This window comes from Cupriavidus sp. 30B13 (assembly GCF_049059565.2).
Classification (GTDB): Bacteria; Pseudomonadota; Gammaproteobacteria; order Burkholderiales; family Burkholderiaceae; genus Cupriavidus.
The window spans coordinates 100,273-125,375 of the sequence record NZ_CP188223.1; the positions used below are offsets into that span (position 1 = coordinate 100,273).

A 25,103-nucleotide genomic window follows, 5' to 3' on the forward strand; every position below is an offset into this window, starting at 1 on the left:
TCCGGGCGAGGCGATGCGCCTCGCCCGGACAGGCCGCGGCGCATCACGCCAGCGCGCCGTCGGTGAACACGTCGCGGCTGCCGGTGCGCGCGCCTTCGGTGAACGGATCGCGCTTACCGTTGTTGGCGCCATCGACGAACGGGTCGCGCTGGTCGATGCGCGCGCCGTCCGTGAACGGGTCGCGGTTGCCGATGCGCGAAGCGCTGGCGACGACCTGCCGCGCGGCGCCGCTGTAAGCGCCTTCGGTGAACGGATCGCGCCGGCCGTTGTTGGCGCCATCGACGAACGGATCGCGCTGGTCGATGCGCGCGCCATCCGTGAACGGGTCGCGGTTGCCGGTGCGCGAGGCGCTGGCGACGACCTGCCGCGCGGCGCCGCTGTATGCGCCTTCGGTGAACGGATCGCGCCGGCCGTTGTTGGCGCCGTCGGTGTACGGGTCGCGCTGGTCGATGCGCGCGGCGGATGCGCTGGCGCCGAAGCCGTGGTCCGCGGCCACGTTGGCGGCGGAGGCTGCCTGCATGCCGCCGGCTGCGGCGGCGAAGGCGGCGATGGTGACGAGGCGCTTGGCGAAGTTGGCGATGTGGATGGCGTTCATGATGAATCTCCAGGGTTGGGTATCGGGCTGTGGCTGCGCTTTCGGGCGCGGCCGGGCTGCAACGCTGGCAGGTTCATCAGCTCTGTGCTGCCACCGCCGCGCGACAGGGACTATTTAAGGCGGCCGATGTATCTGGCCCGTAATGACTTGGCATGCGGCCGGTGAGCAGGCGTATCGCACGGGGCTGCTGATACAGACGGATACCAAGTCGCTCGTCGCAGGTGCCGCGCGAGCGTGGCTGGTGGGTGCAATGCGGTCCGGGGGCGACATTTGCGGCCGGGCATGGCGCCGCTGCGTGGTGTCTTGCCGGCGGCCACCTTCGGCGCGCGGTGCGCAGAGCGCATGATTGGCCAGGTGCCGTGCAAGGCAGCCCGGGGGCTGCGGAGCCTGGCGTTCGGTTTTCTGCCGGCGCGGGCGCGTTCAGAACGGCTTGGTCGGCAGGTACTTGCCGTCGAGCGTGATGATGGCGCGCTGGCCGCCTTCGGGGTCGTCCACTTTCTTGATGTCGAGCTTGAAGTTGATGGCGCTGATGATGCCGTCGCCAAACTGCTCGTGGACCAGCGCCTTGAGCGTGGAGCCGTAGATCTGCACGATCTCGTAGAAGCGGTAGATGGTCGGGTCGGTCGGCACGCCGCCGGGGATGCTGCCGCGCACGGGGATGGTCTGCAGCTGGCGCACGGCGTCGTCGTCCAGGTCCAGCTTGGCGGCCACCACCTTGGCGGCGTCCGCGGGCAGCGGGTGCTGGCCCAGCAGCGCGGCGGTGACGAAGGCCACGCTCAGGCCAGTGCCTTCGTTGATCTGTGCGAACGTCAGGCCCTTGCGGATCTTGGCGTCGATGATGCGGTCGCTGAGGGCCTGGCGCGGGGCCTGGCTGTATTGGGATTGGGTCATGACTGCTCCTTGGGATGGATGGGGGTGGAAAACGGGATGAGGCATTCGGGCTGCATTCAGGCAGCGTTTACGCCGTGACCGGCGCGTGCCTGACCGGGGGCGTAGCGGCCACGTCGGGATGCGCCGCGAGGGAAACGAAACGGCTGGTGTTGCCGTCCAGCGCGTCGATGGCGCCGGTCTCGATGTCGTAGACCCAGCCGTGCAGCGTCATGCGGCCTTGTTCGAGCGCGAGCGCCACGGTGGGGTGGGTCTTGAGGTTGGCGAGCTGGGCGATGACGTTCTCGCGCACCATCGAATCCACGCGGGCACGCTCGGACGCGTGCTCGCGCGCCTCGTTGACCGCCTTGGCGGCGTCCGCGTGATGCAGCCAGCCCTTCACGGCGGGCATGTGATCCAGGCACTGGCAGGTGGCCACCGCGGTCATGGCGCCGCAGTCCGAATGGCCGCAGACCACGATGTCGGTGACCTTCAGCCCGGCCACCGCGTACTCCACGCTGGCCGACACGCCACCGGGCTGCACGCCGTAGGCGGGCACGATGTTGCCGGCGTTGCGGATGACGAACAGCTCGCCCGGCTCGCGCTGCGTCAGCAGCTCCGGCACCACCCGGCTATCCGAGCAGGCGATGAACAGGGTGCCGGGGTTCTGGCTGGTCGCCAGCCGCTTGAACAGGTCCGAGCGCTGGGGAAACGCGTCGCGCTGGAACTTCAGTACGCCGTCGACGATGTCTTGCATGGTCTTGCTCCATCGGTGTGTGTCGGGATTCGATGGAGGAAGGATGGACGGAATCGGCTATAAGGTCCAAGACCGGTTTGTTATTCAGTCTATAGGCTGGGCCAATAGTTTGTCTTTGTGTGCGGCTACGGCAACCTTGGCAGGGCCCATCGCGCAAGATAGCGAGAGACCCCCCGGATTCATTGGCATGGCATTCGGTCTGCTCTTGCAAACCACGTCTCAATTCGCCTCCACCCCCGCCCGCCGCATCACCTCCAGCCACTTCGCACTCTCCGCCGCCGAAAACCTGGCGAACTCCGCGGCGGTCAGCTTGCTGGCAATCACCCCGTTGGCCGCCAGCCGTTCCCGCACCGCCGGCATCGCGGACGCGTCGCGCATGGCCTGGTTGAGCCGCGCCACCACGGCGGGCGGCGTGCCCTTGGGCGCCCACATCGCATACCAGGAGGTGACGTCGAAATCCGGCAGCCCGGATTCCGCGATGGTGGGCACGCCGGGCAGCGAGTCCACGCGCGTGGCGGAGGTCACGGCGAGCGCGCGCAGCTTGCCGCTCCTGATCAGCGGCACGGCGCTGGCGACGGAGGCGTAGAGGATGTCGACGTGGCCGCCCATGACGTCGGTGACGGCCTGGCCGGTGCCGTTGTAGGCCACGTGGGCGATGCTGGCGTGGCTGCGCAGGTTGACGAGTTCGCCGACCAGGTGCGGCAGCGAGCCGAGGCCGCCGGAGGCGAAGGTGAGCTTGCCGGGGCTGGCGCGCGCGGCGTCGAGCATGGCCTGGAAGCTGGCGAGGCGGGACTGCGCGCCCACCACGACCACCATCGGCGCGAAGCCGAATACGCCGACCGGCGTGAAATCCTTGAGCGGGTCGAACGGCAGGCTCTTGAACATGCCGGGGTACATGACCTGGATGGAGGCGTTGATCAGCACGGTGTAGCCGTCGGGCTTGCTGAGCGCGACGTCGCGCGCGCCGATGGTGCCGGCCGCGCCGGGCCTGGACTCGATGAAGACGGACTGGCCGAGCAGTTCGCTCATCTCGGGCACCAGCATGCGGCCGAACAGCTCGGTGGTGGAGCCGGCCTGGTGCGGGGCGACGATGCGGATCGGCCTGGCGGGGTAGTTGTCCGCGGCTTGCGCGCGCGGGCCCGCGAGCGTGCCGATGGCGATGGCGGCCAGCAGGGCGAGGTGCTTGAGTGTCACGGTGGTCTCCTCCACGCGCAGGGCAGGCTGGTCGGCCGCCCGATCCGTTTTCTGGCCGGCGTGGCCGGCGTCAGAGCTTGCCGGGCTTGCCGCGCGGCACGATCCGCCATTCGAAGGCGTCGTCGCCTTCGTCCAGGCGGCGCGTGACCTTGAGGGCCAGGTGGCGGTTGTGCGCGCCGAGCGCGCCGTCGAGCAGGCGGTTCCAGGCGTCGAACGCGGCGCCGTGCAGGTCGGCGATGCCGGACATCAGCTTCCAGCTCGCCTGCCGCACGCACGGATGCGCGCCGCCCGCGACCAGCTCGGCCTCGTCGCCCTGCGCGCGCGCCAGCGCCACCATGAAGCGCGCGAAGTCCGTCGCGTCGCCGTGGCCGGGCAGGCCGAGCGCGGCGGCAGTCTCGTGGTAGAACTGCATGCCGATCAGCTGGCCGGTGACGCCGCCGAGGTAGGCCGCGTCGAACGGGCCGTGCAGGCCGATCAGCTCGGGCAGCGCGGTGCGCACGTATTCCATCGCGTAGTTGCGGCGCGCTTTCTGCAGGCGCTCTTCTGGCCAGGTGGCGGTGGGCAGCACCGGCGCCTGCGCGGGATCGAAGTCGGGCGCTTCCTCGCCGCGCGCGAAGCGCAGGCGTTCGTCGGGCGCGAGGTCGTGGTCGTACTCGCAGTAGTAGCCTTCGAGGCCCGGCTGGCCGTCCATGGTCTGCTTGGTGCAGACGAAACCCAGCCGCCGCGTGCCGAGCGACACGCCGTTGTGCGCATGCCAGCCGCGCAGCACCGCGCGCGAGACTTCGCCGGGGATCGCGCACACCGCGGTGCCGTGCCAGGCCCAGCGCGGCGGGGCGTAGCGCACCCATGCCTTGCGCGCGGATTCCTCCATGTACTCGACCTTGACGCCGCCGATGGCGTTGGAAAGGTAGTGGTAGCGCGCGGCGGCCACGGCGGGCGGCAGGCCCTGCAGGCCGAGTTTTTCCAGCCCCGGCAGGAAGCGTTCCAGGTGCTGGCGGCGGAAGATGTGGAACACGAGATCGGCCGCCTCGCGCGCGCCGCGGCGCGTGACCATGGTCATGACGAGGCCGGTGAAATACGCGTGGTACCACTCGGCCACGGCGGACCAGCGGGCGGCGTCGGGTGCGGCGGCGTGCGGGGTTTGCCGGGTCTGCATGTGTCTGTCTCCTTTATATTGCTTGTCGCTTGCGGCGCGCTTGTCATCGCGGCTCGCTGTTCGTCGGCTGGCTGATCGAGGCGCCTTCGGTCAAATTTCCTGCCGCTCGGCATGGTCCCGGCGCAAGGGACATTGTTGCAGACAATGTCCGGGCCCGGCACACAAGCCGCCGGCATCGACGCGCCCCGCGCCGGCGCACCGCATCAACGCACCCCGTGACCGCCGTCGGTGCACATGGCACCACGGCGCTTGCCCCTGGCGCCTTCTTGCATTGCGCATCCGTGCCGCGGGCGGTTTCCGGCTGGTACGGATCGTGCAACAGGCGTCCCGGCCAACGGAGCTGCATGCGCCGGCACGCGAGCCCGGCCGGCATGCAATACGTAGTACGCGCGCAACACGCGCGGCCCCGCCTCCCGCGGGCACGCCGCTACAGCGGCTGGCCGACCACGGGATTCGCCGGACCTCACCGTGGTTCCGGTTGCAATGAAACGGAAGGCGCGTCCTTCCGTTTGCGTTTTTCAGCGCCGCGTCGCGGACTGCCGCGGGCATCGGCGTGCCTTCCCTCGCCCGCGCGGACTGACCAGAAAAAGCATTCCCCAATGTTTCAGACAACCCCCGGAGCCCTGATCGTGTCGAAGCTAAGATTCCTGCCCATCCTCCCGGCGCTGTGCCTGCTGGCCGCGTGCGGCGACGACGGGACCACCCCGCCGTCCGCCGCCGCGCCCAATCCCCCGGTCACGCCGGCGCCGCCCGCCGCGCCGGTGCGCACCGTCACCTTCGACCCCGCGCTGTGCCAGCCGCAGGCCGGCGCGCCATACGGGCAGACGGTCGGCATCACCGGCACCAACATGATGGTCACCTCGGCGGACATCAACGCTTCGGCCGCCGGCTGCAAGGTGCTGGCCAAGGGCGGCACCGCCATCGACGCCACCATCGCGGTGCAGGCGGTGCTCGGCGTGGCCGAGCCGTTCGCCTCGGGGCTGGCCGGCGGCAGCGTCATCACCTACTACGACGCGGCCACCAGGAAGGTGCGCACCTTCGACGGCCTGTCCTCCGCGCCGGCCGTCACCGGCGGCGTGCCCGACATCTACAAGGCCACCGCGCAGGATGTCTCGACGGCGGCGCCGTACAACCTGTGCAAGAGCGGGCTGGTGGCGGGCGCCAGCATCTCGTCCCAGCAGGGCAACACCAATATCTCCGCGCGCGCGGTCGGCGTGCCCGGCACGCTCAGCGTGCTGGACATGGTCTACCAGGCCTACGGCAAGACGCCGTGGAACCAGTTGTGGGACGACGGCATCGCGCTGGCCAACAACGGCTTTCCGATGACCAAGTACATGTACTCCACGCTCTATGCCGACCAGGGCGAATACGACGACGACGGCAACCCGGTGAGCGCCGGCACGGGCGTGTCGGCCTGGGTCAATTCGGCGGGCACCGCCAAGGGCGCCCCGCGCTGCAAGTATCCGGACATCAACGCACGCTACTGCGATCCCGCCGATGCGACCCGGCAGAAGCCGCTGCCCGTCGGCACCATCATCAGGAACACGGCGCTGGCCGATACGCTGACCAAGGTACGCGACGGCGGCGCCGCGGCGTTCTACGACCCGGCCGGCCCGATCGCGCAGGCGGTCATTGCCAAGCTGACCACGGGGCAGCTGCCCTGCTATTCGACGCTGCCGGTCGCGGGCACGCCCGGCGCGCCGTCGGTGGCCGGCACCGTCGCCAGGATCCCGAGCCTGATGACCACGGCGGACTTCGCCTCGTACAAGGCGGTGGAGCGCAAGCCGCTGGTCGGCACGCGCTTCGGGCTGACCATCTACACGCAGCCGGCGCCGTCGTTCGGCGGCGTGGTGACTCTGTACACGCTGGGCCTGCTGGAGCGCAAGAACATCCAGGCCAACGCGTTCAACGGCCTCGACTACCTGCACCTGGCGACCGAGGCGAGCCGCCTGGCCAACGCGGACCGCCGCAATATCGTGGGCGATCCGGCGTACTCGAATACCGTGGACCGCATCAACGTGCTGCTGTCGCCGGCCTACCTCGACACGCGCGCCGGCCTGATCGCCGGCACCGCGCTGGGCACCGTGCCGGCCGGCGGCACCGGCGACGGCATTCCCGCCTTCGCCGCGACCGACCCCACCGGCTACGATGCGCTCGCCTCGCGCGCCGCGCCCGCCGCGCCCGCTTCCCGGGCAGGCAAGCGGCAGGGCACGATGCTCGCCAAGGCCAGCGGCGGCGGCCACGAGGAAGACTGGAACACCACCAGCAACGTGGCGGTGATCGACGGCTACGGCAGCGCGCTGTCGATGACCACCACCATCAACACGCACTGGGGCGCGCACATCGAGGCGGCGGGCATGATGATCAACAACGCCCTGTCGAACTTCTCGGCCAGCACGCCGGGCCTGGACGTCAACGGCTACGCCGCGTTCAAGCGTCCGCGCAGCTCGATCTCGCCGGCCATCGCCTTCGATGCCGACGGCAAGCTGCGCCTGGTGTGGGGCTCCGCCGGCGGCGGTCCGATCCCCGACTACATCGTCAAGACCTTCCTGGGCCACGAGGTGTACGGCATGGACCTGCAGGCCGCCATCAACGCCGACAACTTCACCGGGCAGAACGGCATCGCGGAAATCGAAGCCGGCAAGCCGATGGCGGCGCTGGTGCCGGGCCTGATCTCCGGCTACGGCAACACGGCGTCGAACGCGCAGGCCACCGGCCTGACCAGCGGCCTGAGCGGGATCAGCGTGAGCTATGACGCGAACGGCTTCCCGGTCTACAAGGGCGCCGCGGACAACCGGCGCAACGGCGCGGCCAACGGCTATTGAGCGGTACCGCAGGACGCTGCCGGCGACGTCGCCGGCAGCGGTGCATTCTCTTGCCGCCGCGGCATCCTGCCCGGCGGCGCCTCATTTTCGGCTCACTTTGGATTCGTAATCTTCTTTCCAGACGCGTGCTGCAGAACCAACCCGCCGCACGGAGTCTACGTTCGCCAACGCATGTAGATCTGAGAGGTGAAACATCATGTGGAAAGAAGCCCAAGCTGAGCAATCCTTCGCCGCCGCCCATGCGGCCAACCAGTCCGCGCGCGTGGACATGCTGTCCATGGACCAGGCCCTGCGCGACATCCAGGCCTCCGTGAGCGGCGCCGCCGCGGGGGCATACCCCTCGGAGTGGCTGTTCGCCTCCGTCAGCTACAACTGACGCCGCCCCGGGGCTCGCCGGGCTTTCTCGCCATGCCACCGTCCAATCGATCCCAGCGTGTCGTCATGGCGGACAGGAAGTCCGGCGGCCTCGGCCCGAGCCACAGCGAGCCGCCTTCGCGCGCTCCGGAACGCGCTGTCCGCGCGTTCGACGGGCCCGCCTGGCACTGATCTCCCGGGTCATCCGATGCCTGGCATGCAGGCATGTCCGTGGCCCATCCCGGATGGGGAGTTTGTCATGCAACATGATCGTGAACACAGCACACGCGAAGCCGAGGGAATGCGCATGCTTCTCGGCAGCTATCTGAAACTGGGTGCCGGTTCGAGGCTGCTCGTTCGCTGGCACCTGGACGAGGCCGACCGCGCCGGGCGCGCCGCGCTGGCGGATTTCGTCGCCGTCTGCATGGCCGAACGCATCGGCGTGTGCATGGAGGAGATCGACGAGCAATCTCCTTTCTCGCGCGATGCCCTCGACCGGCACGACGTGGTCCTCTACCTCAGCAAGACCAAGAGCATCCACCGCAAGCAACTGATTTCCTGCCTGGCGGAGCCTGGCCGAAAGGCCGCCGTCTATCGCTTGTTCGACTTCGGCTACGAGCTGTTCGAGCTTTGCTTCCGCATGACCCAGGACGAGCTGAAGGCCGTCAACGACCGCATCCTCGGGTACGCGAAAGCCGCGTCGCGCATCGTCATCACGAGCGACTCGGGAACCAGCCTGGTCCTGCGTCCGGACCCGCGGGCCCACTGGGCCAGCAACCACGGGCACTTCCGCCAGCCGTTCCCCGGCGTATTCCCGTGCGGCGAAGTCAGTACGTTCTCGGCGGACGTCAGCGGCATCTTCGTCGCCGACGGCGCGATGAACATGAGCTACCCGTTCGCGTTCGATCCGCGCCTGGGCGACAGGAAGGTCGTGCTCGTCATCTCGGAAGGGCGCGTGGTGGGCCACCGGACCGAGGACAGGGTCATCGATGGCCTGTGCCGGAACCTGTTCTCCGTCGAGAACGCCGACCGCGTCGGCGAGATCGGATTCGGCACGAACGAGGGCATCGAGAGATTCGTCCCGTTTCGCTCGCTGATCAACGAGCGCGTGGCGGGCTTCCACCTGGGCATCGGCGCTCCCGTGAAGAACGGGAATTATCCGGAATGGAACTGCCGCCTGCACACGGATTTCATCCTGGCGAGCCCGAAGGTGTATTTCGACGACGTGCTCGCATTCAGCGGCGGCCACTGGGCATTGCCGGGCGACAAGATCGGCCAGGCCGATCTGTACGCCGACGCGATATGAAGCTGCCAGCGCCCATGCACGCCGCCCATCGAAACCGGCAAGGAAGAAAAAAATGAAGCCCGCCATCCGCACCCATCCGCTCGATTCGTGGCTGCGCGACGAATTCCGCAAGATCGACGGCAACGTCCACGACGCTCGCAGCAAGCCGCCCGTCCACGTGCTCGAGTACATCCTTGCCGGACAGTACCCGGCCATCGAGGCGCGCTCGCCGGCCGAGGTCTACTGGGAACATATCCTGCTGCGCTACATGGGCGAAGTGGCGCTGGATATCGAGCGCAATTATTCTCCCGCCCTGAAGCTCTCGCTGATGGGAACCGGCGCGGACGTGCTCATGGCCGAGGGCCACGGCGGGCCGCTGCTGGGCATCGCGGGCATCGAGACCTCCGCGCGCGTGCTGAACCAGTTGCTGCCGACCACGGGCTACACCATCGTCGACACCATCGTGCGGGGCAACGACCGCAGCGGCTGGGTCACCGAGCAATGGGGCTACTTCGATCCCGCCACGCGCATCCAGGTGCGCGACGGCATCGACACCTTCCAGATCCGGCACGGGCGCATCCAGACCAAGATGATCCACTACACCGTCGAGACGGGCAGCAGCTACGCCGAATTCAGCCGGGACGCGGCCTCCTGCGCGTTTCCCACGGCAGCGCGGCAGGAGCGGGCGGTGTCGTTGCAGATGTGAGGCGGGACAATGGCGGCCCGGTGCGGCCAGGCGGCAAACGGCCGGCGGATACCGCAGTGCCGCCCGCCGCACCCGCCATGCCGCCGCAGACCGGTAGCCGCCACCGGTAAATGCTGTCAGCCTGCCCCGATTCCGAGGACAATAGCCGGCATGCTCCTCGATGAGGCCATGACAACTCCCTACCCTTCAAGAACCCATGGTCGAATCCATCCTGCTGTCCGCGGTCCGCGTTTCATCCTTCGACGGCAAGCTGGGGCTCGCCAACGCCAGCGGCTTTTTCTTCGAGCGTGACAATCACCTGTTCGTGGTGACAAGCCGCCACGTGGTGTTCGACGAACCGTCCGGCCATCATCCGGACCGCATCGAGATCGAGCTGCACCGCGAGGCCGGCAACATGGCCAACTCAATCGGCTTTTCGATTCCGCTGTATCGCGACGGCATGGCGGTCTGGCGCATCGGCGAGGACGGCGGCGGCCCGGTGGACGTGGCGGTGGTCGAGCTGGAGCGCAGCGCGCTGCCGCCGGGCCTGGTGTACCGCGCTTTCACGCCGGACCACCTGGTGCAGACCTCGGATCACGTGGAAGTGGGCGATTCGCTGCTGATCGTCGGCTTTCCGCTGGGATTCCACGATGCCTTGCATCACTTGCCGGTGGCGCGGCAGGCGGTGGTGGCGTCGGCCTTCGGCCTGCGTTTCCAGGGCCAGGGCTTCTTCCTGACCGATGCGCGCACGCATCGCGGCACCAGCGGCGCGCCGGTGGTGATGCGCATGCGTGGCACGCGCGGCAAGCGGCATGACCTGCCGTGGCTGTTGCTGGGCGTGCATTCGGCGCGCTTCGACGTGGGCACGCGCGATCTGGCCGAGGACGAGGCGCTGGGCCTGAATTCGGCGTGGTATGCGGACATGCTGATGACGCTGACGGCCGAGCCGCGCGCCGGCGGCGGAAAAATAAGATCGTCGCTGCCCCGCGCTTCGGAGTAGAGTGGGATACCTTGGCCGGGATGCGGGCAATCCTGGTGCATCGGCGTCGCCTGCCTGCCCGGCACCCATGTCGCGGCCGGGTGCCGCTGCCGCCTTGCGTGCCGCGCAGGCTCCGCCGGCTGGCGGGGCGCCGTGCCGGGGGGCCTATGCTGGATCTGGTGGCTTTCATCAAGCCTGTGCTCGACGAGATCACGGGCCAGGATGTCCGCACCTGGCGGGTACGGCAGCATGTGGTCAACGCCAACTGGCAGATTCCCGGCACCGGCAGCCGGGCCTGGCCGGCCAGGAAGGTGGAGATCGAAATCGCGCACGAGGCCGCGGAGCAATTGCGCCACGCGGACCAGCGTGCCTTATATCAACTGCAGCGCGGCCTGGATGCTTTCCTGCGCGCACGGCTGGGCTCGCATAGCCAGATGAGCGGATCCGGCGGGGTGATCGTGATTGTGGTCGATCGCCTGGTCCCGTTCTAACCCTTGCGCCGGGACGGCGTGGCTGACGGCAACGCTGCCGCATGGAGCAAACTACGTGAACAATACGCCGAGCGCGAGCTACAAGGGCTTCGATCTCTATCCGCTGGTCTACAAGGTCCAGCCCGCGCAGTCGTGGCCACGCGTCAAGCCCGATCGCAGCTTTACCGCGTCCGTGGTGATCTGCCGCGAGGGCTACCGGCCCGGCGGCGAGCGCACCAAGGTGTTCCGCCTGGAAACCGAGGAGTGGGAGAACATCGGCACCGCGCGCCGCGGCGCGGTCAAGTTCGGCGAGGACATCATCAACGGCCTGATCGCCGGAGAGTCGGTGACCGCGCTGTAGCGCGCATCGATCGCGCATCGATCGCATATCGATGCGGCGTCGATGATTCGGCGCCGGGTCCGGGCGGCGCCATGGTGCGCCGCTTTTGCTTCGTGCCGGCGCGCGTGGCGACGCGCGCGGAGGGCGTGGGCTAGACGCTGAAGGCCGGGCTGCCGTAGCGGTCCAGCAATTGCTCCAGCACTTCGAGCCGGTCGGTGCGCGGCGTGCGGTCTTCGACGGCGCGCGAGGGGCCGCCGTAGGTGGCCGTGACGTGGCGGCGTACCGTGAGCACTTCGTTGGCGGGCGCCGCGCGCGTGACCACGGGGCCGGGCACGTGCTGGTAGCTGCCGGCGACCCATCCGTCCGGGGTCAGGTGCATTTCTTCCCATTCTTCGCTGACTGACATTCTTTGCTTCTCCAGTTGATGCGTTGATGATGCCGGGATGCACGCACCGGCCGCGGGCGTCAGCGTCGCGGCTCGCGCATGCGTTGGGTCCTGCGCGCCGGCCTCAGAACTTGTGGCGGTAATTGATGCGGCCCTTGGTGAGGTCGTACGGCGACATCTCCAGCGTGACGCGGTCGCCCGCGAGGATGCGGATGCGGTTCTTCTTGAGCCGCCCCGACGAGTAAGCCCACACCTGGAAGCCGTTCTCCAGGATCACGCGAAAGCGATTGTCCGGCAGGACTTCCGATACCTGACCGCCAAATTCCACCAGTTCTTCTTTTGCCAAGGATGATGCCTCTCTAGGTTGGGTGGCGTGCGGGCGCGGCGCCGTGCGCCGGCCCGGCACGCCGTGGAGTTCACTGCAGGCGCATGCCCGCGGCGGCGCGCTCGGCGGCAAAGCGCGCGGCCTGCTTGGCCTGGGCTTCGGTGCCGTGGGTGGCGTGGCGCATCGTGACGTTGGCGACGATGCGTTCGGCACCGCTGCGGTATTCGCTGATCATGTACGTGGCGAACCACACGCCGGGTTGCTGCTCGATGGGGTACACCGAGACGGTGTAGGGGGATGCTTCGTGTTGCAAGGTAAGTCCTGATCTGGGCAGGCGATCCGAGGCGCGCCGGATGCACACACTGTGCGCGACGTGTTCTCTTCGGTGATCGCTCGCCGTATTGATGATTTGCCCGGCGCTTTCGTGGCCGCGCCAATGCGCGGGAAAGCGGGCTGGCGGAGGTGGACCGTGCCTGCGCTGGCTGCACACGCGGATAGCCCTGCGTGGCGCTGCGGAGCGGCTCGTGCCGCGGGTCGGGTGGGTGAGGGGCGCGTATCGCCCTGGTTTTGCCGGGTGCTTTGCCCGGCTAGGTGGCCACTGCGGCGATAAGTCCGCCTGCTATCGCGGTGAGGTGCACGGCACGCGCTAGGGCTGCCGGCGGGCTTGCATCGATACACGTTCGCACATCGGCAAGCCGGCGGATGATAACACCGATGGCGGTTTCCTGCCGGGCACGGGGTGCCGCGTGGCGGAAACGGCGCGGCCCCGAAGCCTCCCGAAGGAGGCGGGGCGCTGCTGCTGCGTCGCTGCTTACTTGTGCGCGACAGACGTGGACATGCCGTCGATGACGGTGCGCGCGTGCGTCACGGCCAGGGCGATGGCGTCGTGTGGCGTGCGTGCGGCGTGCTGCTCCAGCGGCGGCACCAGGCGCAACGAACCGCTGTCGCGACTGACCTGGGTGATGGTGACGGTGGCCAGGAAGCCCGCGGGAGCGGGCATGGTTTCGGGGCTGCCGTCAGGGGCGCGGCGCACGATGGCGGACACTTTGAACCCCTTATAGATCGCATTGTTCTGAGACATGATGATCTCCTTTCTCCGTCGAGCATACGCTGCTTGCGCGGATAAGTACGATTTACTTTGTACCGCCCGCCGTGCGGCCCGCCGCCGCCTCACTCCAGCCTGAACTGCCCCACCACGCTCGCGAGGCCGCCCGCCTGCGCCTGCAGCGCGGCGGCCGCCGCGGTGGATTGCTCCACCAGCGCCGCGTTCTGCTGCACCATCTGGTCGAGCTGGCTCACGGCGCGGTTGACCTCCTGGATGCCGCGCGTCTGCTCGGCCGCGGCGTTGGTGATGCCGGAGATGATGCCGGTCACCTTCGACACGTTGCCCACGATCTCGCTCATGGTGTCGCCGGCGCGGCGCACCTGCCCGGAGCCGGCGCTCACGCTGCCCACGGTGGACTCGATCAGCGTCTTGATTTCCTTGGCGGCCTGCGCGCTGCGCTGCGCGAGCGCGCGCACCTCGCCGGCCACGACCGCGAAGCCCCGTCCCTGCTCGCCGGCACGGGCCGCTTCCACGGCGGCGTTGAGCGCCAGGATATTGGTCTGGAAGGCGATGCCCTCGATCACGCCGGTGATGTCGGACACCTTGACCGCCGCGTGCTCGATCTCGCCCATGGTGTGGATCGCATCGCGGATCGCGGCGCCGCCGCTGGCGGCCACCTGCGAGGCGGCGATGGCGGAGGCGTCGGCCTGGTGCGCGGAAGCCGAGGACTGGCTGACGGTGGCGGTGATCTCCTCCATCGACGCCGCGGTCTGCTGCAGGCTGGCGGCGGCGGACTCGGTGCGGCGCGACAGGTCGACATTGCCGGCGGCGATCTCGTCGGCCGCGGCGCGCACGGACTGGCTGGCGTCGCGGATCTGGCGCATCACGCCGACCAGCTTGTCGGCGAAGGTGTTGAACGCGCGCGCGATCTGCGCGACCTCGTCGCTGCCGCCGGCCGGCAGGCGCTGCGTGAGGTCGCCATGGCCGGAGCCGATGGCCGCCATCGCGTCGCGGATCTGTGAAAGGCGGCGGAACGACACCGCCGTGACGCCGGCCACGATCGCGGCGGCCACGCACGCGATCACCACCAGCGCCAGCAGCGACGACATCAGCACCGAGCGCATGCCGGCGGTGGCCTCGGCCTTGTCGAGCGCGATCACGTTGATCCAGTCGGTGCCGGGCACCTCGCGCGCGCGCAGCAGCCTGGGCGCGCCGGCCACGTCCACTTCCAGCGGCGCGCTGGCTGCGAGCAGTTGCGCGAGCTTGCCGGCGTCGAGCGCGGGCACGAGGTCGGAGACCGGCTTGAGCGCGAGCTTGTCGTCGAGGTGCGCGACGATCTGCCCGTTCTTCGCCACCAGGATGCCGAAGCTGGCCGGCGTGGGATGGATGGCCTTGACGTTGGCGATCACGCTGTCCATCGCCACGTCGCCGCCCACCACGCCCTTGACGCCGCCGTCGCGCACGATGGGCGCGGCGAACGTCACCACCAGCTTGCCGCTGCTCGCGGCCACGTAGGGCGGCGTGACGATCGGCCCGCCGGCGGCCACGGCCTGCCGGTACCACGGGCGCGCGGTGGGATCGTAGTCCGGCTTGAGCCCGCTGGCGTCCGAGAAGCGGTGGCTCTTGTCGGGAAAGCCGACGTACACCTTGATGAAGCCGCCCGCGTCGGACACCTGCCTGAGCGCGGGGATCGGGTCGGGCTGCAGCGCCGCGTCCTGCAGCGAGGCCACCATCTGCGTATGGCTGGCGACCCAGTCCGCGATGGCGGCGACGTGGCCGGTCTGCACGGCGGCCAGGTTGCTGTCGATGGCCGCGTCGTTGTACGCGCTGGCCACGACATGGTTGAGAGCGGCGTTGACGGCGAGCGCCACCACCACGATGGCCACGGATAGGGCCACGATGCGTGCGCGGAGGGAGGAAAGCATGTGATGGATTCTTCTCTGGTTGGCCCGGGTAGGGCAAGGGAATTGCCGTCGCTATTACGGTCCCGAAACGGCGGACTTGAGCGCGGGCTGCCGTTGCCCCGAGGCGGTGCACAATGGCGTTCGGAAGCCCGGATAAATGGCTGTTTTTTGCGGTCGGATTTCCGGACGGCGCGCCTTGCCGAAGGCATTCCGCCGCGGGCACGGTGGCCCGCGCATGCCCGGCCGCGCCACTCCGGAGCCATGGCGGGCTATGCTGTGGCCTGCCGGGATGCAACGCACCCCGCGCATCCCGGCGCATCCAGACGCACGACGCGGGCAACCGCACGGAGGCTTCCTTGCCGCATGGCTCCACCATCGACCCCGGGCTCATCCAGGCCTACCTGGAAACGCGCTATCACGTCCACGGCGACACGCCGCTCACGCTGGCGGTGGGCGAGGCCAGTCCCGCGCTGGCCGCGCTGCACGCCGCGGCGGGCGTGGACTGCAGCGCGTTCATCACCGCGTGGAATCCGCATAGCCGGCAGGAACAGGACCCGGCCGCCAACGCGGCGCGCCAGCAAGCGCTGGCCGGCGAACTGGCGCAACGGGGCCTGCATGCGATCGAGGGCATCGGCCAGCATCCGTCGGGCGGCTGGCCGGGCGAGGAGAGCTTCCTGGTGTTGGGGCTGGCACTGGACGCGGCCAGGGCGCTTGGTGCGCGCTACGGGCAGAACGCCATCGTCTGGAGCGGCGCGGAGGCGGTGCCGCGGTTGATCCTCTTGCGCTAGTGTTGCCGTATCCTGCCCCCTGATTGCACGATTCCGGGAAACGCATGCAGCAAGAGAAAGAACTCCGCACCGCGAAGCACAAGGCATTGGCGCTGCTGTTGCTGGCCTTCGCCGTCTTCGTCGCCACGGTCCTGCTGCCGCATGGCTTCCTGACGGACTGGGTGCGCGCCGCGGCGGAGGCCGCCATGGTCGGCGGCCTGGCCGACTGGTTCGCGGTGGCGGCGCTGTTCCGCCGCATTCCGCTGCCGGGCCTCGCCGGGCATACCGACATCGTCGCGCGCAAGAAGGACGACATCGCCGACGGCCTGGCCACCTTCGTGCGCGACAAGTTCCTGGACGTGCCGTCGGTCGTCGCGCTGATCGACAGGCACAATCCCGCGCAGGTGGTGGCGCACTGGCTGGCCGCGCCGGACAACACGCGCGAGATCGGCGACGTGGTGGCGAAGGTGGCCGGCACCGCGCTGGACCTGATGGACGAGCGGGACATCCAGGCCGTGATCCGCCACGCGGCCCACACCATGATCGGCAAGGTGGACCTGTCGCGCTCGGCCGCCACCATCCTGGAGAGCCTGACCGAGAACGGCCGCCACCAGGCGCTGCTGGACGCGTCGCTGGCCCAGCTGATCCGGCTGCTCAACGAGCCCGGCACGCGCGCGTTCATCGCCGAGCGCATCGTGGAGTGGCTCAAGAGCGAGCATCCGAAGAAGGAGAGGATCCTGCCCACCGAATGGATCGGCAGCAACGGCGCCGACCTCGTCGCCGCGGCGCTGGGCCGCGTGCTGGGCCAGGTGGAGGCGGACACCACGCACCAGTTGCGCGGCGCGTTCGACGACGCCGTGGCGAAGCTGATCGCGCGCCTCAAGGACGACCCTGCCTTTCATGCCAAGGCCGAGCAGATCCGGCAGCAGCTCCAGGGCGACAGCGCGCTCAACGCCTACATCGGCGGCCTGTGGGCGGACTGGCGCCGCTGGCTCCAGCAGGACCTGGCGCGCGCGGACTCCGTGGTCCACCGCAAGGTCATGGAAGCCGGCCACTGGATCGGCGCCGAGCTGGCGCGCAGCCCGTCGCTGCGCGCCTCGCTCAACGACCACCTGCGCGCCGCCGCGCGCGCCATGGCGCCCGACTTCGCGGAGTTCGTCACGCGCCATATCAGCAGCACCGTGCGCGGCTGGGACGCGCGCGAGATGTCGCGGCAGATCGAGCTCAGCGTCGGCCGCGACCTGCAGTACATCCGCATGAACGGCACGCTGGTGGGCGGGCTGATCGGCGCGGTGCTGTATTTGCTGGCACAGCTGCCTGGGTGGGTGAGCCGATGATGTGATGATGCTTCTATCTGGCCCGGCACAGCGGCGCGGCGATTTCGCATTGTGCTGGACCGCCCGTACCGCGCCTGGCCGGCCGGCCCGCCATGCCGGCTCGTTATGCCGGCAGGTGGTGCGCCTCCACGATCCGGCCTGCATCCAGCTTCAATGCAAGCACCGTGGGCTTCTGCTGTTCGAGCAGCATCGCTTCGCCGGCCGCCAGCCCCCGACCTTGCTCGCGCATGGCGGCGCCGGCGGCAACAAGTTCGTTCTGGATCCAGCGGCGCAAACCGGCACGCTTTTCATTGAGCGCAGACTCGAACTCGAGCTTGGACTTCACGGTCTCGATCTTTGCTTCCATGAGTTGCTTGGCATCGTCGAGGAGGCCGCCGGAGCACGTCAGCGACTCGACCGATGCCTGCAGGCTGCTCAGGCGGGCTTGCTTGATGTGCTGCTCGCCGGGGAATGCCGATAGCAACTGCCATCCCGCGACGCGAGCGCGAACGCACAGCAGCCATTGGTCATACAGGTTGTCCAGCAGGGCTTGTTGTTCTCGGATCTTCCCGACGAGGCCGTTGGTGCGGAAGGTGTTGGGGTCCTTGATGCCCTCGATGCCCTGCGTCTCGCGCGTCAATTCGGCCCTGAGGTGGCGCTCGGTGGCCAACAGCTGTCCCTCATAATCTTCGAGCCGCTGGCGCACCACTGGCGATAGCTCCCCCTTGAAAAGGGCATGCGCAACCTGTCGGAGGTAGTCGAGTGCACCGAGGATGCTAGCCTTGCGCTCGTCGCGCAGGAAGGCATCGATGCGCTCCACGCCCCGCTTGATGTCATCGAGCTTCTTGTCGATGTCAGCCAGATGCTTCTGTGCGACGACCACCGAGGCAATGTTCAGGATTGCCGTCATATTCACCAGCTTCGACAGGCGGGAGGGGTCCAACAGCCGTGCTTGCTCCTTGATGCCCCTGGGGCCCAGCGAGAACCCGCGGAAGCCATTGCCGTCCGCTGCCTTGGCGAGCGGGCCGTCGATGATGACCTTCATATAGCCGCCGCGTGCCACTTCGCGCGAGGTCAGCAGGCTGGGCACGGTCTGGAGGAAGGGCGCGAGCTGGCTGATCGTCGTGCTCTCGGCTTCCACCGCACGTGCGCCCTTGGGCAGCCGGCCCTCCAGCGCGGTGATGCTGAGCACGGGCTCCTGGGCGGACGGGCCGATGAGCACGGCGACGGTTTCTTCTTCCTCCAACGCCGGCTGGGTCAAGGGCTGTGACGGTGTGCCCGCGGCAACGACAGCCGGCGCACTGGCGCTGGCCGCCGGGGCCTGTGCCGCGGAGCCTGGCGAGCGACGGCGAAGAATGACGACAGCGGCGATGACAAGGAGGGCAATGGCCAGGCCGGCCCAGATGAATGCGTTCAAGATGACTCCCGGAGTTACAGGCGAGCGGCAGGAGGGCCCCGTCGCTGGGTATCGGCAGCCGTGCCGGGGCAGAGCCAGGGCACGGCGCACTGTTACGGGACGGATATCGGCCGGAGCACTGTTTGTTTCACCCCTCTCAAGAGGGGCGCGCCGAGGTCCGGAGGTTGATTCAGTCGCGGCGGATCTGGCCGGATCCGTCGGCCAGCTTTATTTCCCGCTTCAGCTTTCCGATGTACATGCCCAGCCCGATGGTGGACACCACGCCGGCGGCGAAGGCGATGGCGAAGGCTGCGAGGCTCTCAAGCGGTGTGTTGTGGTTGGATGTCATGTCGTTATCGTCAGCGGGCTTTTGCGTTCTTGTTCACGCCGTGGCCGTCGCGGCCGCCGTCACCGGGATCACGGTGCCTGACGTCACGAGCACGATCAGGCCTTGGCCTGCGCCGGTCATGTCGAGATAGCTGCGCACCTGCGCGCGGTAGTGGTCGAGCGTGGCAGGATCGGGGCGCACGTCGCTCTTCCAGTCGATGATGACTTGCGGCGTGCCGTCGTCGGCGAATGCCGCGGCGTCGGCGATGCCGACGGTGGCGCGTTCCTGGTTGGCCACGACGGTCGATGCATAGACCGGAAACTCGGCGACAAGGCGGGGCCGCAATGCAGCGATCTCGGGCAGGGCCAGCGTGCGCCGCACGCTGGCCGCCATCTCGGCCGGTGAAAAGCCGGTGGCGGCATCGTCGCCGGGTTCGCGGCCGAGCATGCGCAGGAGCTCGGCGGCGCGAGCCTCGAGGGCCGCGCCGGCCTCCGCGGTCTCGCCGTTGAGGATCTCCTCGAGCAGCTTGTGAATGACGAGTCCGCGTTCGCGTCCGCCCTGGACCAGGGAAAGCGCGGGCACAGAAGGAACTGTGTCGTCGGTGCCGGAAAGCAGGATGGCCGGCCCGTCCTCCTGCAGGAGCGGGCCCGTGGCACCCTCGTCCCGGCTCGGCGCCAGCCAGTCCAGGCGCTGCTTGCGCAGGACGATGGCAAGCGCTTCGTCGGCAAAGTGTTCGCGGGTCTGGCCGTTGGCCCCGGCGCTGTCCGTGCCGGGCGCCGGCGCGGACAGTGCTTCGAGGTCGAGGGCATCGAGTTGCTGCAGCGACAGATCGAGCAGGTTGATCCACGCGCTGTCGGCGGCGCAGGCATCGAGCCGGGGCAGGACGAGCAGTTCGCGCGCGCGGGTGGCTGCGACGTACCACAGGCGGATCCGTTCACGCTCGAGCTCGGCCTTCTCGTTGTCACGCACGGCATCGTATCCGGCCGGCGCGAGTCCGTACACGGGGCAGTAGAGGTGGCCGCTGGCGCGGTCGGTGACGGTGCTGTCGGCGGCTACCACCTGGGTCATCGTATTGACCGGCACCACGATGGGCCACTCGAGGCCCTTGGCAGCGTGCATGGTGTAGAGCGCCACGGCGTCTTCCTGCGCATCGGGGCGTCCTTCGCTGGCGCGCGAGCCGTCGGTCCACGCGGCAGTCATGGCTTCGGCAAACGCGCGCAGGCCGCGCACGCCATAGGCGCGCGCCAGGTTGAGATAGCGGTCCACATTGGCCAGCGCGCGCTCGGCCAGGCCGTGATGGCGTTCGAGCAGGATCGGGCGCACATGCAACACGTCCACCGCCTGCGCAAGCAGGTCGTAGGGGGTGGTGGAGTTGGCCTTGCGCCGCAGCGCCTGCAGCTTGCCGGTGATGTCGCGCGCCAGCGCATGGTTGATGTGTTCCGTCTGCGCATGCAGGTCGAAGCGGGGCAACTGATCGGGGGCGTCCTCTGCACGCGGCAGTTGCCAGATGATGTCGAGCAGCGCTTCCTCGGTCAGGCCGACCAGCGGTCCGCGCATGAGCGCGCCGAACGCCAGCGTGTCGCGCGTGTCGGCCAGCACGCGCGTCAGCGCGATCAGATCCTGGATTTCCTGGCGCTGGTAGAAGCCCTTGCCGGCCTGCGTGGCGACCGGCACGCCTCGCAGTTCGAGTGCGGCTTCGTAGCGCCAGAGGTCGCTGCCCGACGGCGCCAGCAGTGCGATGTCGCCGGGGCGGCACCGGCGACGCTCGCCGGTTCTTCGGTCCACGATCTCCTGGCTGCCGATCATGCGCGCGCACATGTCGGCCACGGCGGCGGCTTCGGCCTCGCGCAGGTGCTCGGCGGCGATCTTGCCGTTCTCGCCGGTCACGGCCACGTCGAGTGCGAGCACGCAGCCGGCGTCGCCGGTGGCAGCGTGGAATGGCACGAGCGCGGTGAAGCCGGGCTGTTCCGGCGCGGACAGGATGTCCTCGAAGCGCGCGTTGACGAAGTCGAGGATCGGCGCGCGCGAGCGGAAGTTGGTGGAGATCGCCAGTACGCTGTCGGCGTCCTGCGCGGCGAACGCGTCGCGCGCTTCCACGTACGCGCGCACGTCGGCGCCGCGGAAGCGGTAGATCGCCTGCTTGGGATCTCCCACCAGGAACAGTGCGCCCGGCCGGATCGCGAAGCGGGTCCAGTCGGCGTCGCCGCCCTTGCCGGTCGGCTCGCCGCAGAGGCGCCAGAAAATTTCCGATTGCAGCGGGTCGGTGTCCTGGAATTCGTCGACCAGTACATGCCGGTAGCGCGCGGCCAGCGCACGCCGCACCGCTTCGTGGTCGCGCAGCAGGTCACGCGCGGCAAAGATCAGGTCGTCGAAGTCGAGCAGCGCGGCGGCGCGCTTGTGCTCGCGCAGGCGGGCGAGCACCGGCTGCACGGCATTCACCAGCGCGGCCAGCAGGCGGCCGGCGAGTGTCTGCTCGAGCGCCTCCCAGGTTTCGCGGCATCGTGCATGCAGCGGCTGTGCCAGCGCGAACAGTTCATCGCCGTGAGCGATCGGCATGCCTGCTGCCCTGGCCGCGGTGCGCCATGCCGTGGCGCGGCGGTAGGCCCGAAAGCCGCCATCCTTCGTGCACAGTGCGGTGTTGGGCTCGGGCCGCGCGGCCAGCACTTTCGCCAGGTCGGCGGGCCGCAGATCGTCATACGGAAATTCCAGGGCCTGTGCCATGCCGGACAGCAGGCGGGCCATGCTTTCGCTGTCCGCTTCCTTGGCTTCGTTGCCGGCGAGGAACGCGCCGAATGCCGAGGCGGCATCGCGGAACGCGGCGATCCGGGGCGCCAGCGGGGCGCCAGCGGGTACCGTCGCGTTGCGCCGTGCGCGCAGCGCATTGGCAAGGCTGCGCATGACGGCTACCGTGGCTGCGGGATCGTGGAGCACCAGGCCGGCAAGCAGGCTGTCGCCGGTGCTGTCGAGTTCTGCGCGCAGCCAGTTGTCGAGGATGTCGTCGAACGCTAGGTCGCCCTGCTCGCGGTCCATGACGCTGGCGCCGGGGTCGATGCCGGCTTCGACCGGATAAGGCTTGATCAGGCGCTGGCAGAAGCCGTGGATGGTCGAGCAGGTGAGCTCGTCGATGGCGGCGCTGGCGGCCCGCAGGTTGGCATGATGACGCTCGGCCAGTCCGTCGGGCAACGCGGCGCGCAGCTCATCGGGGATGATGCCGGCGCCGAGCGCCGCGATGAATTCGCGCACGCGGATCACCAGTTCGCTGGCGGCCAGTTCGGTGAAGGTCACCGCGGCGATATGGCGTGGCGGGATGCCCTCGGCCAGCATCATGGCAATGCGGCCGGCCATCACGGCCGTCTTGCCGGACCCGGCGCCCGCTTCCACCAGCAGTGAGCGGTGGTGGTCGGCGATGGCGGTGCGGCGGGCGAGGTTGTCGTTCAGAGGCATGGCGCTCGTGTTCATTATTTGGCATCCCAGACGTCGGCGGCGGAGCCGAGTTGCGCGAGCGCGGCCGCGTACTTGCGCTTGCAGTATGTGGCGGCGGCGTTGGCGGGCAAGGCGAAGGCAAGATCGTCATAGGTGCCGGCGGTGTCCTTGCCGATCACCGCGGAGCCGGCCAGCAGGCTGGCGCGCGCGGCGGCGAGGTAGCCGGCGACTTCAACGAGGGCCTCATCGGCATCCACGAGCACGCGTTCGGCCAACTCGCGCGGATACAGCAGCGATGCCGTGACCTGCACATGGTCCCCGAGCAGGGCCTTGACCGCGAATGCGTACAGGCTGCGCTGGAGCTCGCGGCCGCCATCGAAGCGCACGTCATCCTTGATCGCACGGCCCGTCTTGTAGTCGCGCACCACCGCGCGGCCGCCGCCTGCTGCAAGGTCAAGACGGTCGATATAACCATGGATATGAAAGCCGGTGCCGGGTATGGCCACGCGTGCGCCGGCGTCCCACGGCAATGCGGCGCCGGCGCCTTCGCGCCGGGCGATGCCGCCGAACGGGACTTCGCCGAATGCGCGCGTGCCCGGCATCGGCGCGTCCCCCCAGGCCAGCGCGCGCTCGGCGAGCAAGCGCGCTTCGTCGAGCGCACGCTCCCAGATTGCGCGCGGCGGCACGGCCTGGGTGGCTTCCCACGATAAGGCCGCGGCCTGCACGCCGCTGCGTGCCGCCGCGGCAACCCGCGCCGGGCTGGCGGCCGCCAGCCCGCCGTCTGCCTCGAGCGTCTGCAGTGCATGGTCGAGCGCCAGGTGGACCAGATTGCCGAATGCCATGGCATCGAGCACGATCGGCTCGGCGCCGTTTTCCAGCGCGCGCCAGCGCATGCCGTATTGCCAGAGGAAGCCGAGCGGATTGCGCAGCAGCCGCTGCAGCGAACTGGCCGATTGCGTGCGGCCGAGCACCGCCTGCAACATGGGGTGGTCCGCGCTCACCACGCCGTCGTGCGCGGTGAGCGCGGCGCTGTGCCAGTCGCGCCAGCAGCCGATGGCCGATCTGGCCTGCTCGGCGTCGTGGTATTCCTGGGGCCGCGCAAGCAGGCGGTCGGTCTCGCTGAACGCATGCGCGGGCGCGGCATTGCGGCGCAGGTAGGTCTCGCCAGGCATGCCGTGCAGCAGCGCGCTGCGGCCCATCACGCGGCCCTCGCCGTCCCGGCGTGCGCGCGACAGCACGACTTCGTCGGCCGTCGTGGCGAGGATGGCATGGAAGCTGTGCCGGTCCGCCGCGATGACCGGCAGCGGATCCAGTTCGTCCGACGGGACGATGTGGTCGGACAGCAGCCGGTCCTCGGCAAGCCCGCGTGGCCAGCGCGAAGAGTTCAGTCCCAGCAGGCGCACGAAGCGGCGCGGCGCGGCGGCAAGTTCGCTGGCCGGCATCCACGCGACGGACACGCAGGCTTCCAGTCCGTCGTCCTGCTTCAGGCGTCCGAGCGTGGCATCGAGCGATGCCGCCGGCCCCGCGAGCAGCGCCTTGCGCCAGATGGCGAGTGCGCGCCCGTCGAGCACTGCCTCGCCGATCTCGGCGGCGGCGGCCGTACCCCGGCCGAGCAGCGCGGCGATCCCCCGCAGCGCGGCACTGCCGTCCTGGCTTTCGGGCCAGTCCTCGGCGCGCAGGCTGCCGAGCAGCCGCTCCCACGCTGGCACCGAGGTCAGCGGTGCGTCCGCGGGCAGGATGCGCGTCCAGCCCGGCGGCAGCGACGCGAACACACCCTTGCCGCCTGCGCACAAGGTGGCGAGCCGGCGCATGCGTGCCTGCGACAGGCCCCGCAGCAGGATGTCGGCCAGCGCGGCGGCGGCCTGGCCGTCCCGGCTGGCCGTCGCGGCGGTGCCGTGCACGAAGTGCAGATCGAGGCAGGCGTCCGCGCGCAGCGCGAGGAAGTGATCGTCATACTCGGCCGGAGACACCGCTGCGATGGCGATCTCGTGTGCCTGCGCGCGGCCAGACGCCAGCAGGGCGCGCGCCCAGCGCATGGCTTCGATTGCCTCGTGGTAGGCAGTGGACGCGCTGACGGCCTGTACCGCAGGGCGTGCCGGCTCGCTCCGCTCGACCAGGACGCCGCAGCCCGCGAGCCACGCCGGCGCCGAAAGCGGGCCGGCCAGCCAGCGCGTGGGCGTCTGCGCGGCGACGGCCGTCACCAGCGCGCGCCAGCACGGCGGCAGGTCGGCGAGGCCATGGAATTCGACCTGGCCGAGCAGTGCCGCCGCGTGGGCCACGCGCTGCAACGCCGCCTGTGCGAGATCGGGCGGGCGCATCATGCCAGCCGGCAGGCGCGCCAGCACCGCGGCCTCGAGCCGCGCCATGGAGTCCAGGCGCGGATGGCGGCCGGCGCGCGCCGGCAGGTCGATGCCGGCGCGCCATGCGCGGCGCAGCGTGTCGGCGGCGGCATCGGCCATGCCGGGCAAATCCTTGATGCCGTCGAGTTCGCCCAGCGGCGTGACCGGCAGCGCGTCCTGGATGGCCGTGCGCAGCGCATCGTCGTCGACCGGCGCGAGAAAACCTCCTGCCAGGCGCGCGGCCATCTGCTCGATACTGATTACCTGCACACCGTGCAGGCGTCCGCGCGCCGCCTTCAGGCGCCATTCGCGCGCCGCCAGCCGGCCTTGCACGATCACTGTCCGGCGGTTGCCTTGCTTGAACATCG

Annotated in this window: 23 protein-coding genes; 9 read left to right on the forward strand and 14 right to left on the reverse strand. The window is 69.4% G+C overall.

The window, feature by feature from the left end; translation table 11 throughout:
- Nucleotides 1–43: 43 nt before the first annotated feature.
- The 5 genes from ACKI2N_RS00410 to ACKI2N_RS00430 form a co-directional block, all read right to left on the reverse strand.
- Nucleotides 44–595 (reverse strand): copper resistance protein CopQ, encoded by a 552-nt coding sequence (locus ACKI2N_RS00410; protein WP_420995190.1) that lies wholly within the window; start codon nucleotides 593–595, stop codon nucleotides 44–46.
- A gap of 420 nt (nucleotides 596–1,015) precedes the next feature.
- On the reverse strand, nucleotides 1,016–1,486 hold the full coding sequence (gene cynS, locus ACKI2N_RS00415) for a cyanase (RefSeq protein ID WP_420995191.1): 471 nt from the start codon (nucleotides 1,484–1,486) through the stop codon (nucleotides 1,016–1,018).
- A gap of 67 nt (nucleotides 1,487–1,553) precedes the next feature.
- Nucleotides 1,554–2,219 carry a carbonic anhydrase gene (locus tag ACKI2N_RS00420; protein WP_420995192.1) on the reverse strand — a complete coding sequence of 222 codons (666 nt, stop codon included), beginning with the start codon at nucleotides 2,217–2,219 and terminating at the stop codon, nucleotides 1,554–1,556.
- 219 nt (nucleotides 2,220–2,438) lie between these two features.
- A complete protein-coding gene (locus ACKI2N_RS00425) occupies nucleotides 2,439–3,413 on the reverse strand; it encodes a Bug family tripartite tricarboxylate transporter substrate binding protein (RefSeq protein ID WP_420995193.1) in 975 nt (324 codons plus the stop codon).
- Between the two features lie 70 nt (nucleotides 3,414–3,483).
- Complete coding sequence (locus ACKI2N_RS00430; RefSeq protein WP_420995194.1) at nucleotides 3,484–4,569, reverse strand: hypothetical protein; 1,086 nt, start codon at nucleotides 4,567–4,569, stop codon at nucleotides 3,484–3,486.
- Nucleotides 4,570–5,198: 629 nt separating this feature from the next.
- Between ACKI2N_RS00430 and ACKI2N_RS00435 the strand changes: the two genes are divergently transcribed.
- The 7 genes from ACKI2N_RS00435 (at nucleotide 5,199) to ACKI2N_RS00465 (ending at nucleotide 11,528) form a co-directional block, all read left to right on the forward strand.
- On the forward strand, nucleotides 5,199–7,394 hold the full coding sequence (locus ACKI2N_RS00435) for a gamma-glutamyltransferase family protein (RefSeq protein WP_420995195.1): 2,196 nt from the start codon (nucleotides 5,199–5,201) through the stop codon (nucleotides 7,392–7,394).
- A gap of 196 nt (nucleotides 7,395–7,590) precedes the next feature.
- Entirely contained in the window at nucleotides 7,591–7,770 is a 180-nt protein-coding gene (locus tag ACKI2N_RS00440) for a hypothetical protein (protein ID WP_420995196.1), read from the forward strand.
- 237 nt (nucleotides 7,771–8,007) lie between these two features.
- The gene (locus tag ACKI2N_RS00445; protein WP_420995197.1) at nucleotides 8,008–9,054 is read left to right on the forward strand and encodes a hypothetical protein; all 1,047 of its coding nucleotides are present in this window, start codon (nucleotides 8,008–8,010) and stop codon (nucleotides 9,052–9,054) included.
- A 52-nt stretch (nucleotides 9,055–9,106) separates the two neighbouring features.
- Nucleotides 9,107–9,739 (forward strand): hypothetical protein, encoded by a 633-nt coding sequence (locus ACKI2N_RS00450; protein ID WP_420995198.1) that lies wholly within the window; start codon nucleotides 9,107–9,109, stop codon nucleotides 9,737–9,739.
- Between the two features lie 196 nt (nucleotides 9,740–9,935).
- Nucleotides 9,936–10,718: a trypsin-like peptidase domain-containing protein gene (locus ACKI2N_RS00455; protein ID WP_420995199.1), complete on the forward strand. Its 783-nt coding sequence runs from the start codon at nucleotides 9,936–9,938 to the stop codon at nucleotides 10,716–10,718.
- A gap of 146 nt (nucleotides 10,719–10,864) precedes the next feature.
- Complete coding sequence (locus tag ACKI2N_RS00460) at nucleotides 10,865–11,188, forward strand: hypothetical protein (RefSeq protein ID WP_420995200.1); 324 nt, start codon at nucleotides 10,865–10,867, stop codon at nucleotides 11,186–11,188.
- Nucleotides 11,189–11,243: 55 nt separating this feature from the next.
- Complete coding sequence (locus tag ACKI2N_RS00465; RefSeq protein WP_420995201.1) at nucleotides 11,244–11,528, forward strand: hypothetical protein; 285 nt, start codon at nucleotides 11,244–11,246, stop codon at nucleotides 11,526–11,528.
- 130 nt (nucleotides 11,529–11,658) lie between these two features.
- Here the strand turns inward: ACKI2N_RS00465 and ACKI2N_RS00470 are convergent, their stop codons facing one another.
- The 5 genes from ACKI2N_RS00470 to ACKI2N_RS00490 all read right to left on the reverse strand — a co-directional run bounded on the left by ACKI2N_RS00470 (nucleotide 11,659) and on the right by ACKI2N_RS00490 (nucleotide 15,187).
- Nucleotides 11,659–11,913 carry a translation initiation factor 1 gene (locus ACKI2N_RS00470; protein WP_420995202.1) on the reverse strand — a complete coding sequence of 85 codons (255 nt, stop codon included), beginning with the start codon at nucleotides 11,911–11,913 and terminating at the stop codon, nucleotides 11,659–11,661.
- Between the two features lie 103 nt (nucleotides 11,914–12,016).
- On the reverse strand, nucleotides 12,017–12,238 hold the full coding sequence (gene infA, locus ACKI2N_RS00475) for a translation initiation factor IF-1 (protein ID WP_420995203.1): 222 nt from the start codon (nucleotides 12,236–12,238) through the stop codon (nucleotides 12,017–12,019).
- Between the two features lie 70 nt (nucleotides 12,239–12,308).
- Nucleotides 12,309–12,530 carry an isochorismatase gene (locus ACKI2N_RS00480; RefSeq protein ID WP_420995204.1) on the reverse strand — a complete coding sequence of 74 codons (222 nt, stop codon included), beginning with the start codon at nucleotides 12,528–12,530 and terminating at the stop codon, nucleotides 12,309–12,311.
- A 498-nt stretch (nucleotides 12,531–13,028) separates the two neighbouring features.
- A complete protein-coding gene (locus ACKI2N_RS00485) occupies nucleotides 13,029–13,298 on the reverse strand; it encodes a GTP cyclohydrolase (protein WP_420995205.1) in 270 nt (89 codons plus the stop codon).
- Nucleotides 13,299–13,387: 89 nt separating this feature from the next.
- Complete coding sequence (locus tag ACKI2N_RS00490) at nucleotides 13,388–15,187, reverse strand: methyl-accepting chemotaxis protein (protein WP_420995206.1); 1,800 nt, start codon at nucleotides 15,185–15,187, stop codon at nucleotides 13,388–13,390.
- A gap of 335 nt (nucleotides 15,188–15,522) precedes the next feature.
- On the opposite strand from ACKI2N_RS00490, the gene ACKI2N_RS00495 reads away from it, so the two are divergent.
- Together ACKI2N_RS00495 and ACKI2N_RS00500 are read left to right on the forward strand one after the other, a co-directional pair.
- Entirely contained in the window at nucleotides 15,523–15,954 is a 432-nt protein-coding gene (locus tag ACKI2N_RS00495) for a DUF3293 domain-containing protein (RefSeq protein ID WP_420995207.1), read from the forward strand.
- Nucleotides 15,955–15,998: 44 nt separating this feature from the next.
- On the forward strand, nucleotides 15,999–17,270 hold the full coding sequence (locus tag ACKI2N_RS00500) for a DUF445 domain-containing protein (RefSeq protein WP_420995208.1): 1,272 nt from the start codon (nucleotides 15,999–16,001) through the stop codon (nucleotides 17,268–17,270).
- Between the two features lie 103 nt (nucleotides 17,271–17,373).
- Here the strand turns inward: ACKI2N_RS00500 and ACKI2N_RS00505 are convergent, their stop codons facing one another.
- The 4 genes from ACKI2N_RS00505 to ACKI2N_RS00520 all read right to left on the reverse strand — a co-directional run bounded on the left by ACKI2N_RS00505 (nucleotide 17,374) and on the right by ACKI2N_RS00520 (nucleotide 25,101).
- A complete protein-coding gene (locus ACKI2N_RS00505) occupies nucleotides 17,374–18,666 on the reverse strand; it encodes a hypothetical protein (RefSeq protein ID WP_420995209.1) in 1,293 nt (430 codons plus the stop codon).
- Nucleotides 18,667–18,835: 169 nt separating this feature from the next.
- Nucleotides 18,836–18,994 (reverse strand): hypothetical protein, encoded by a 159-nt coding sequence (locus ACKI2N_RS00510; protein WP_420995210.1) that lies wholly within the window; start codon nucleotides 18,992–18,994, stop codon nucleotides 18,836–18,838.
- A 33-nt stretch (nucleotides 18,995–19,027) separates the two neighbouring features.
- Nucleotides 19,028–22,417 carry a UvrD-helicase domain-containing protein gene (locus ACKI2N_RS00515; RefSeq protein WP_420995211.1) on the reverse strand — a complete coding sequence of 1,130 codons (3,390 nt, stop codon included), beginning with the start codon at nucleotides 22,415–22,417 and terminating at the stop codon, nucleotides 19,028–19,030.
- A gap of 14 nt (nucleotides 22,418–22,431) precedes the next feature.
- The gene (locus tag ACKI2N_RS00520; RefSeq protein WP_420995212.1) at nucleotides 22,432–25,101 is read right to left on the reverse strand and encodes a PD-(D/E)XK nuclease family protein; all 2,670 of its coding nucleotides are present in this window, start codon (nucleotides 25,099–25,101) and stop codon (nucleotides 22,432–22,434) included.
- Nucleotides 25,102–25,103: the final 2 nt, after the last annotated feature.

Bases quoted from the DNA above. Each gene is read 5' to 3' on its own strand.
- ACKI2N_RS00410 (WP_420995190.1), bottom strand. From the start codon at position 595: ATGAACGCCATCCACATCGCCAACTTCGCCAAGCGCCTCGTCACCATC.
- cynS (WP_420995191.1), bottom strand. From the start codon at position 1,486: ATGACCCAATCCCAATACAGCCAGGCCCCGCGCCAGGCCCTCAGCGAC.
- ACKI2N_RS00420 (WP_420995192.1), bottom strand. From the start codon at position 2,219: ATGCAAGACATCGTCGACGGCGTACTGAAGTTCCAGCGCGACGCGTTT.
- ACKI2N_RS00430 (WP_420995194.1), bottom strand. From the start codon at position 4,569: ATGCAGACCCGGCAAACCCCGCACGCCGCCGCACCCGACGCCGCCCGC.
- ACKI2N_RS00440 (WP_420995196.1), top strand. From the start codon at position 7,591: ATGTGGAAAGAAGCCCAAGCTGAGCAATCCTTCGCCGCCGCCCATGCG.
- ACKI2N_RS00445 (WP_420995197.1), top strand. From the start codon at position 8,008: ATGCAACATGATCGTGAACACAGCACACGCGAAGCCGAGGGAATGCGC.
- ACKI2N_RS00450 (WP_420995198.1), top strand. From the start codon at position 9,107: ATGAAGCCCGCCATCCGCACCCATCCGCTCGATTCGTGGCTGCGCGAC.
- ACKI2N_RS00455 (WP_420995199.1), top strand. From the start codon at position 9,936: ATGGTCGAATCCATCCTGCTGTCCGCGGTCCGCGTTTCATCCTTCGAC.
- ACKI2N_RS00460 (WP_420995200.1), top strand. From the start codon at position 10,865: ATGCTGGATCTGGTGGCTTTCATCAAGCCTGTGCTCGACGAGATCACG.
- ACKI2N_RS00470 (WP_420995202.1), bottom strand. From the start codon at position 11,913: ATGTCAGTCAGCGAAGAATGGGAAGAAATGCACCTGACCCCGGACGGA.
- ACKI2N_RS00485 (WP_420995205.1), bottom strand. From the start codon at position 13,298: ATGTCTCAGAACAATGCGATCTATAAGGGGTTCAAAGTGTCCGCCATC.
- ACKI2N_RS00490 (WP_420995206.1), bottom strand. From the start codon at position 15,187: ATGCTTTCCTCCCTCCGCGCACGCATCGTGGCCCTATCCGTGGCCATC.
- ACKI2N_RS00500 (WP_420995208.1), top strand. From the start codon at position 15,999: ATGCAGCAAGAGAAAGAACTCCGCACCGCGAAGCACAAGGCATTGGCG.
- ACKI2N_RS00510 (WP_420995210.1), bottom strand. From the start codon at position 18,994: ATGACATCCAACCACAACACACCGCTTGAGAGCCTCGCAGCCTTCGCC.
- ACKI2N_RS00515 (WP_420995211.1), bottom strand. From the start codon at position 22,417: ATGCCTCTGAACGACAACCTCGCCCGCCGCACCGCCATCGCCGACCAC.
- ACKI2N_RS00520 (WP_420995212.1), bottom strand. From the start codon at position 25,101: ATGTTCAAGCAAGGCAACCGCCGGACAGTGATCGTGCAAGGCCGGCTG.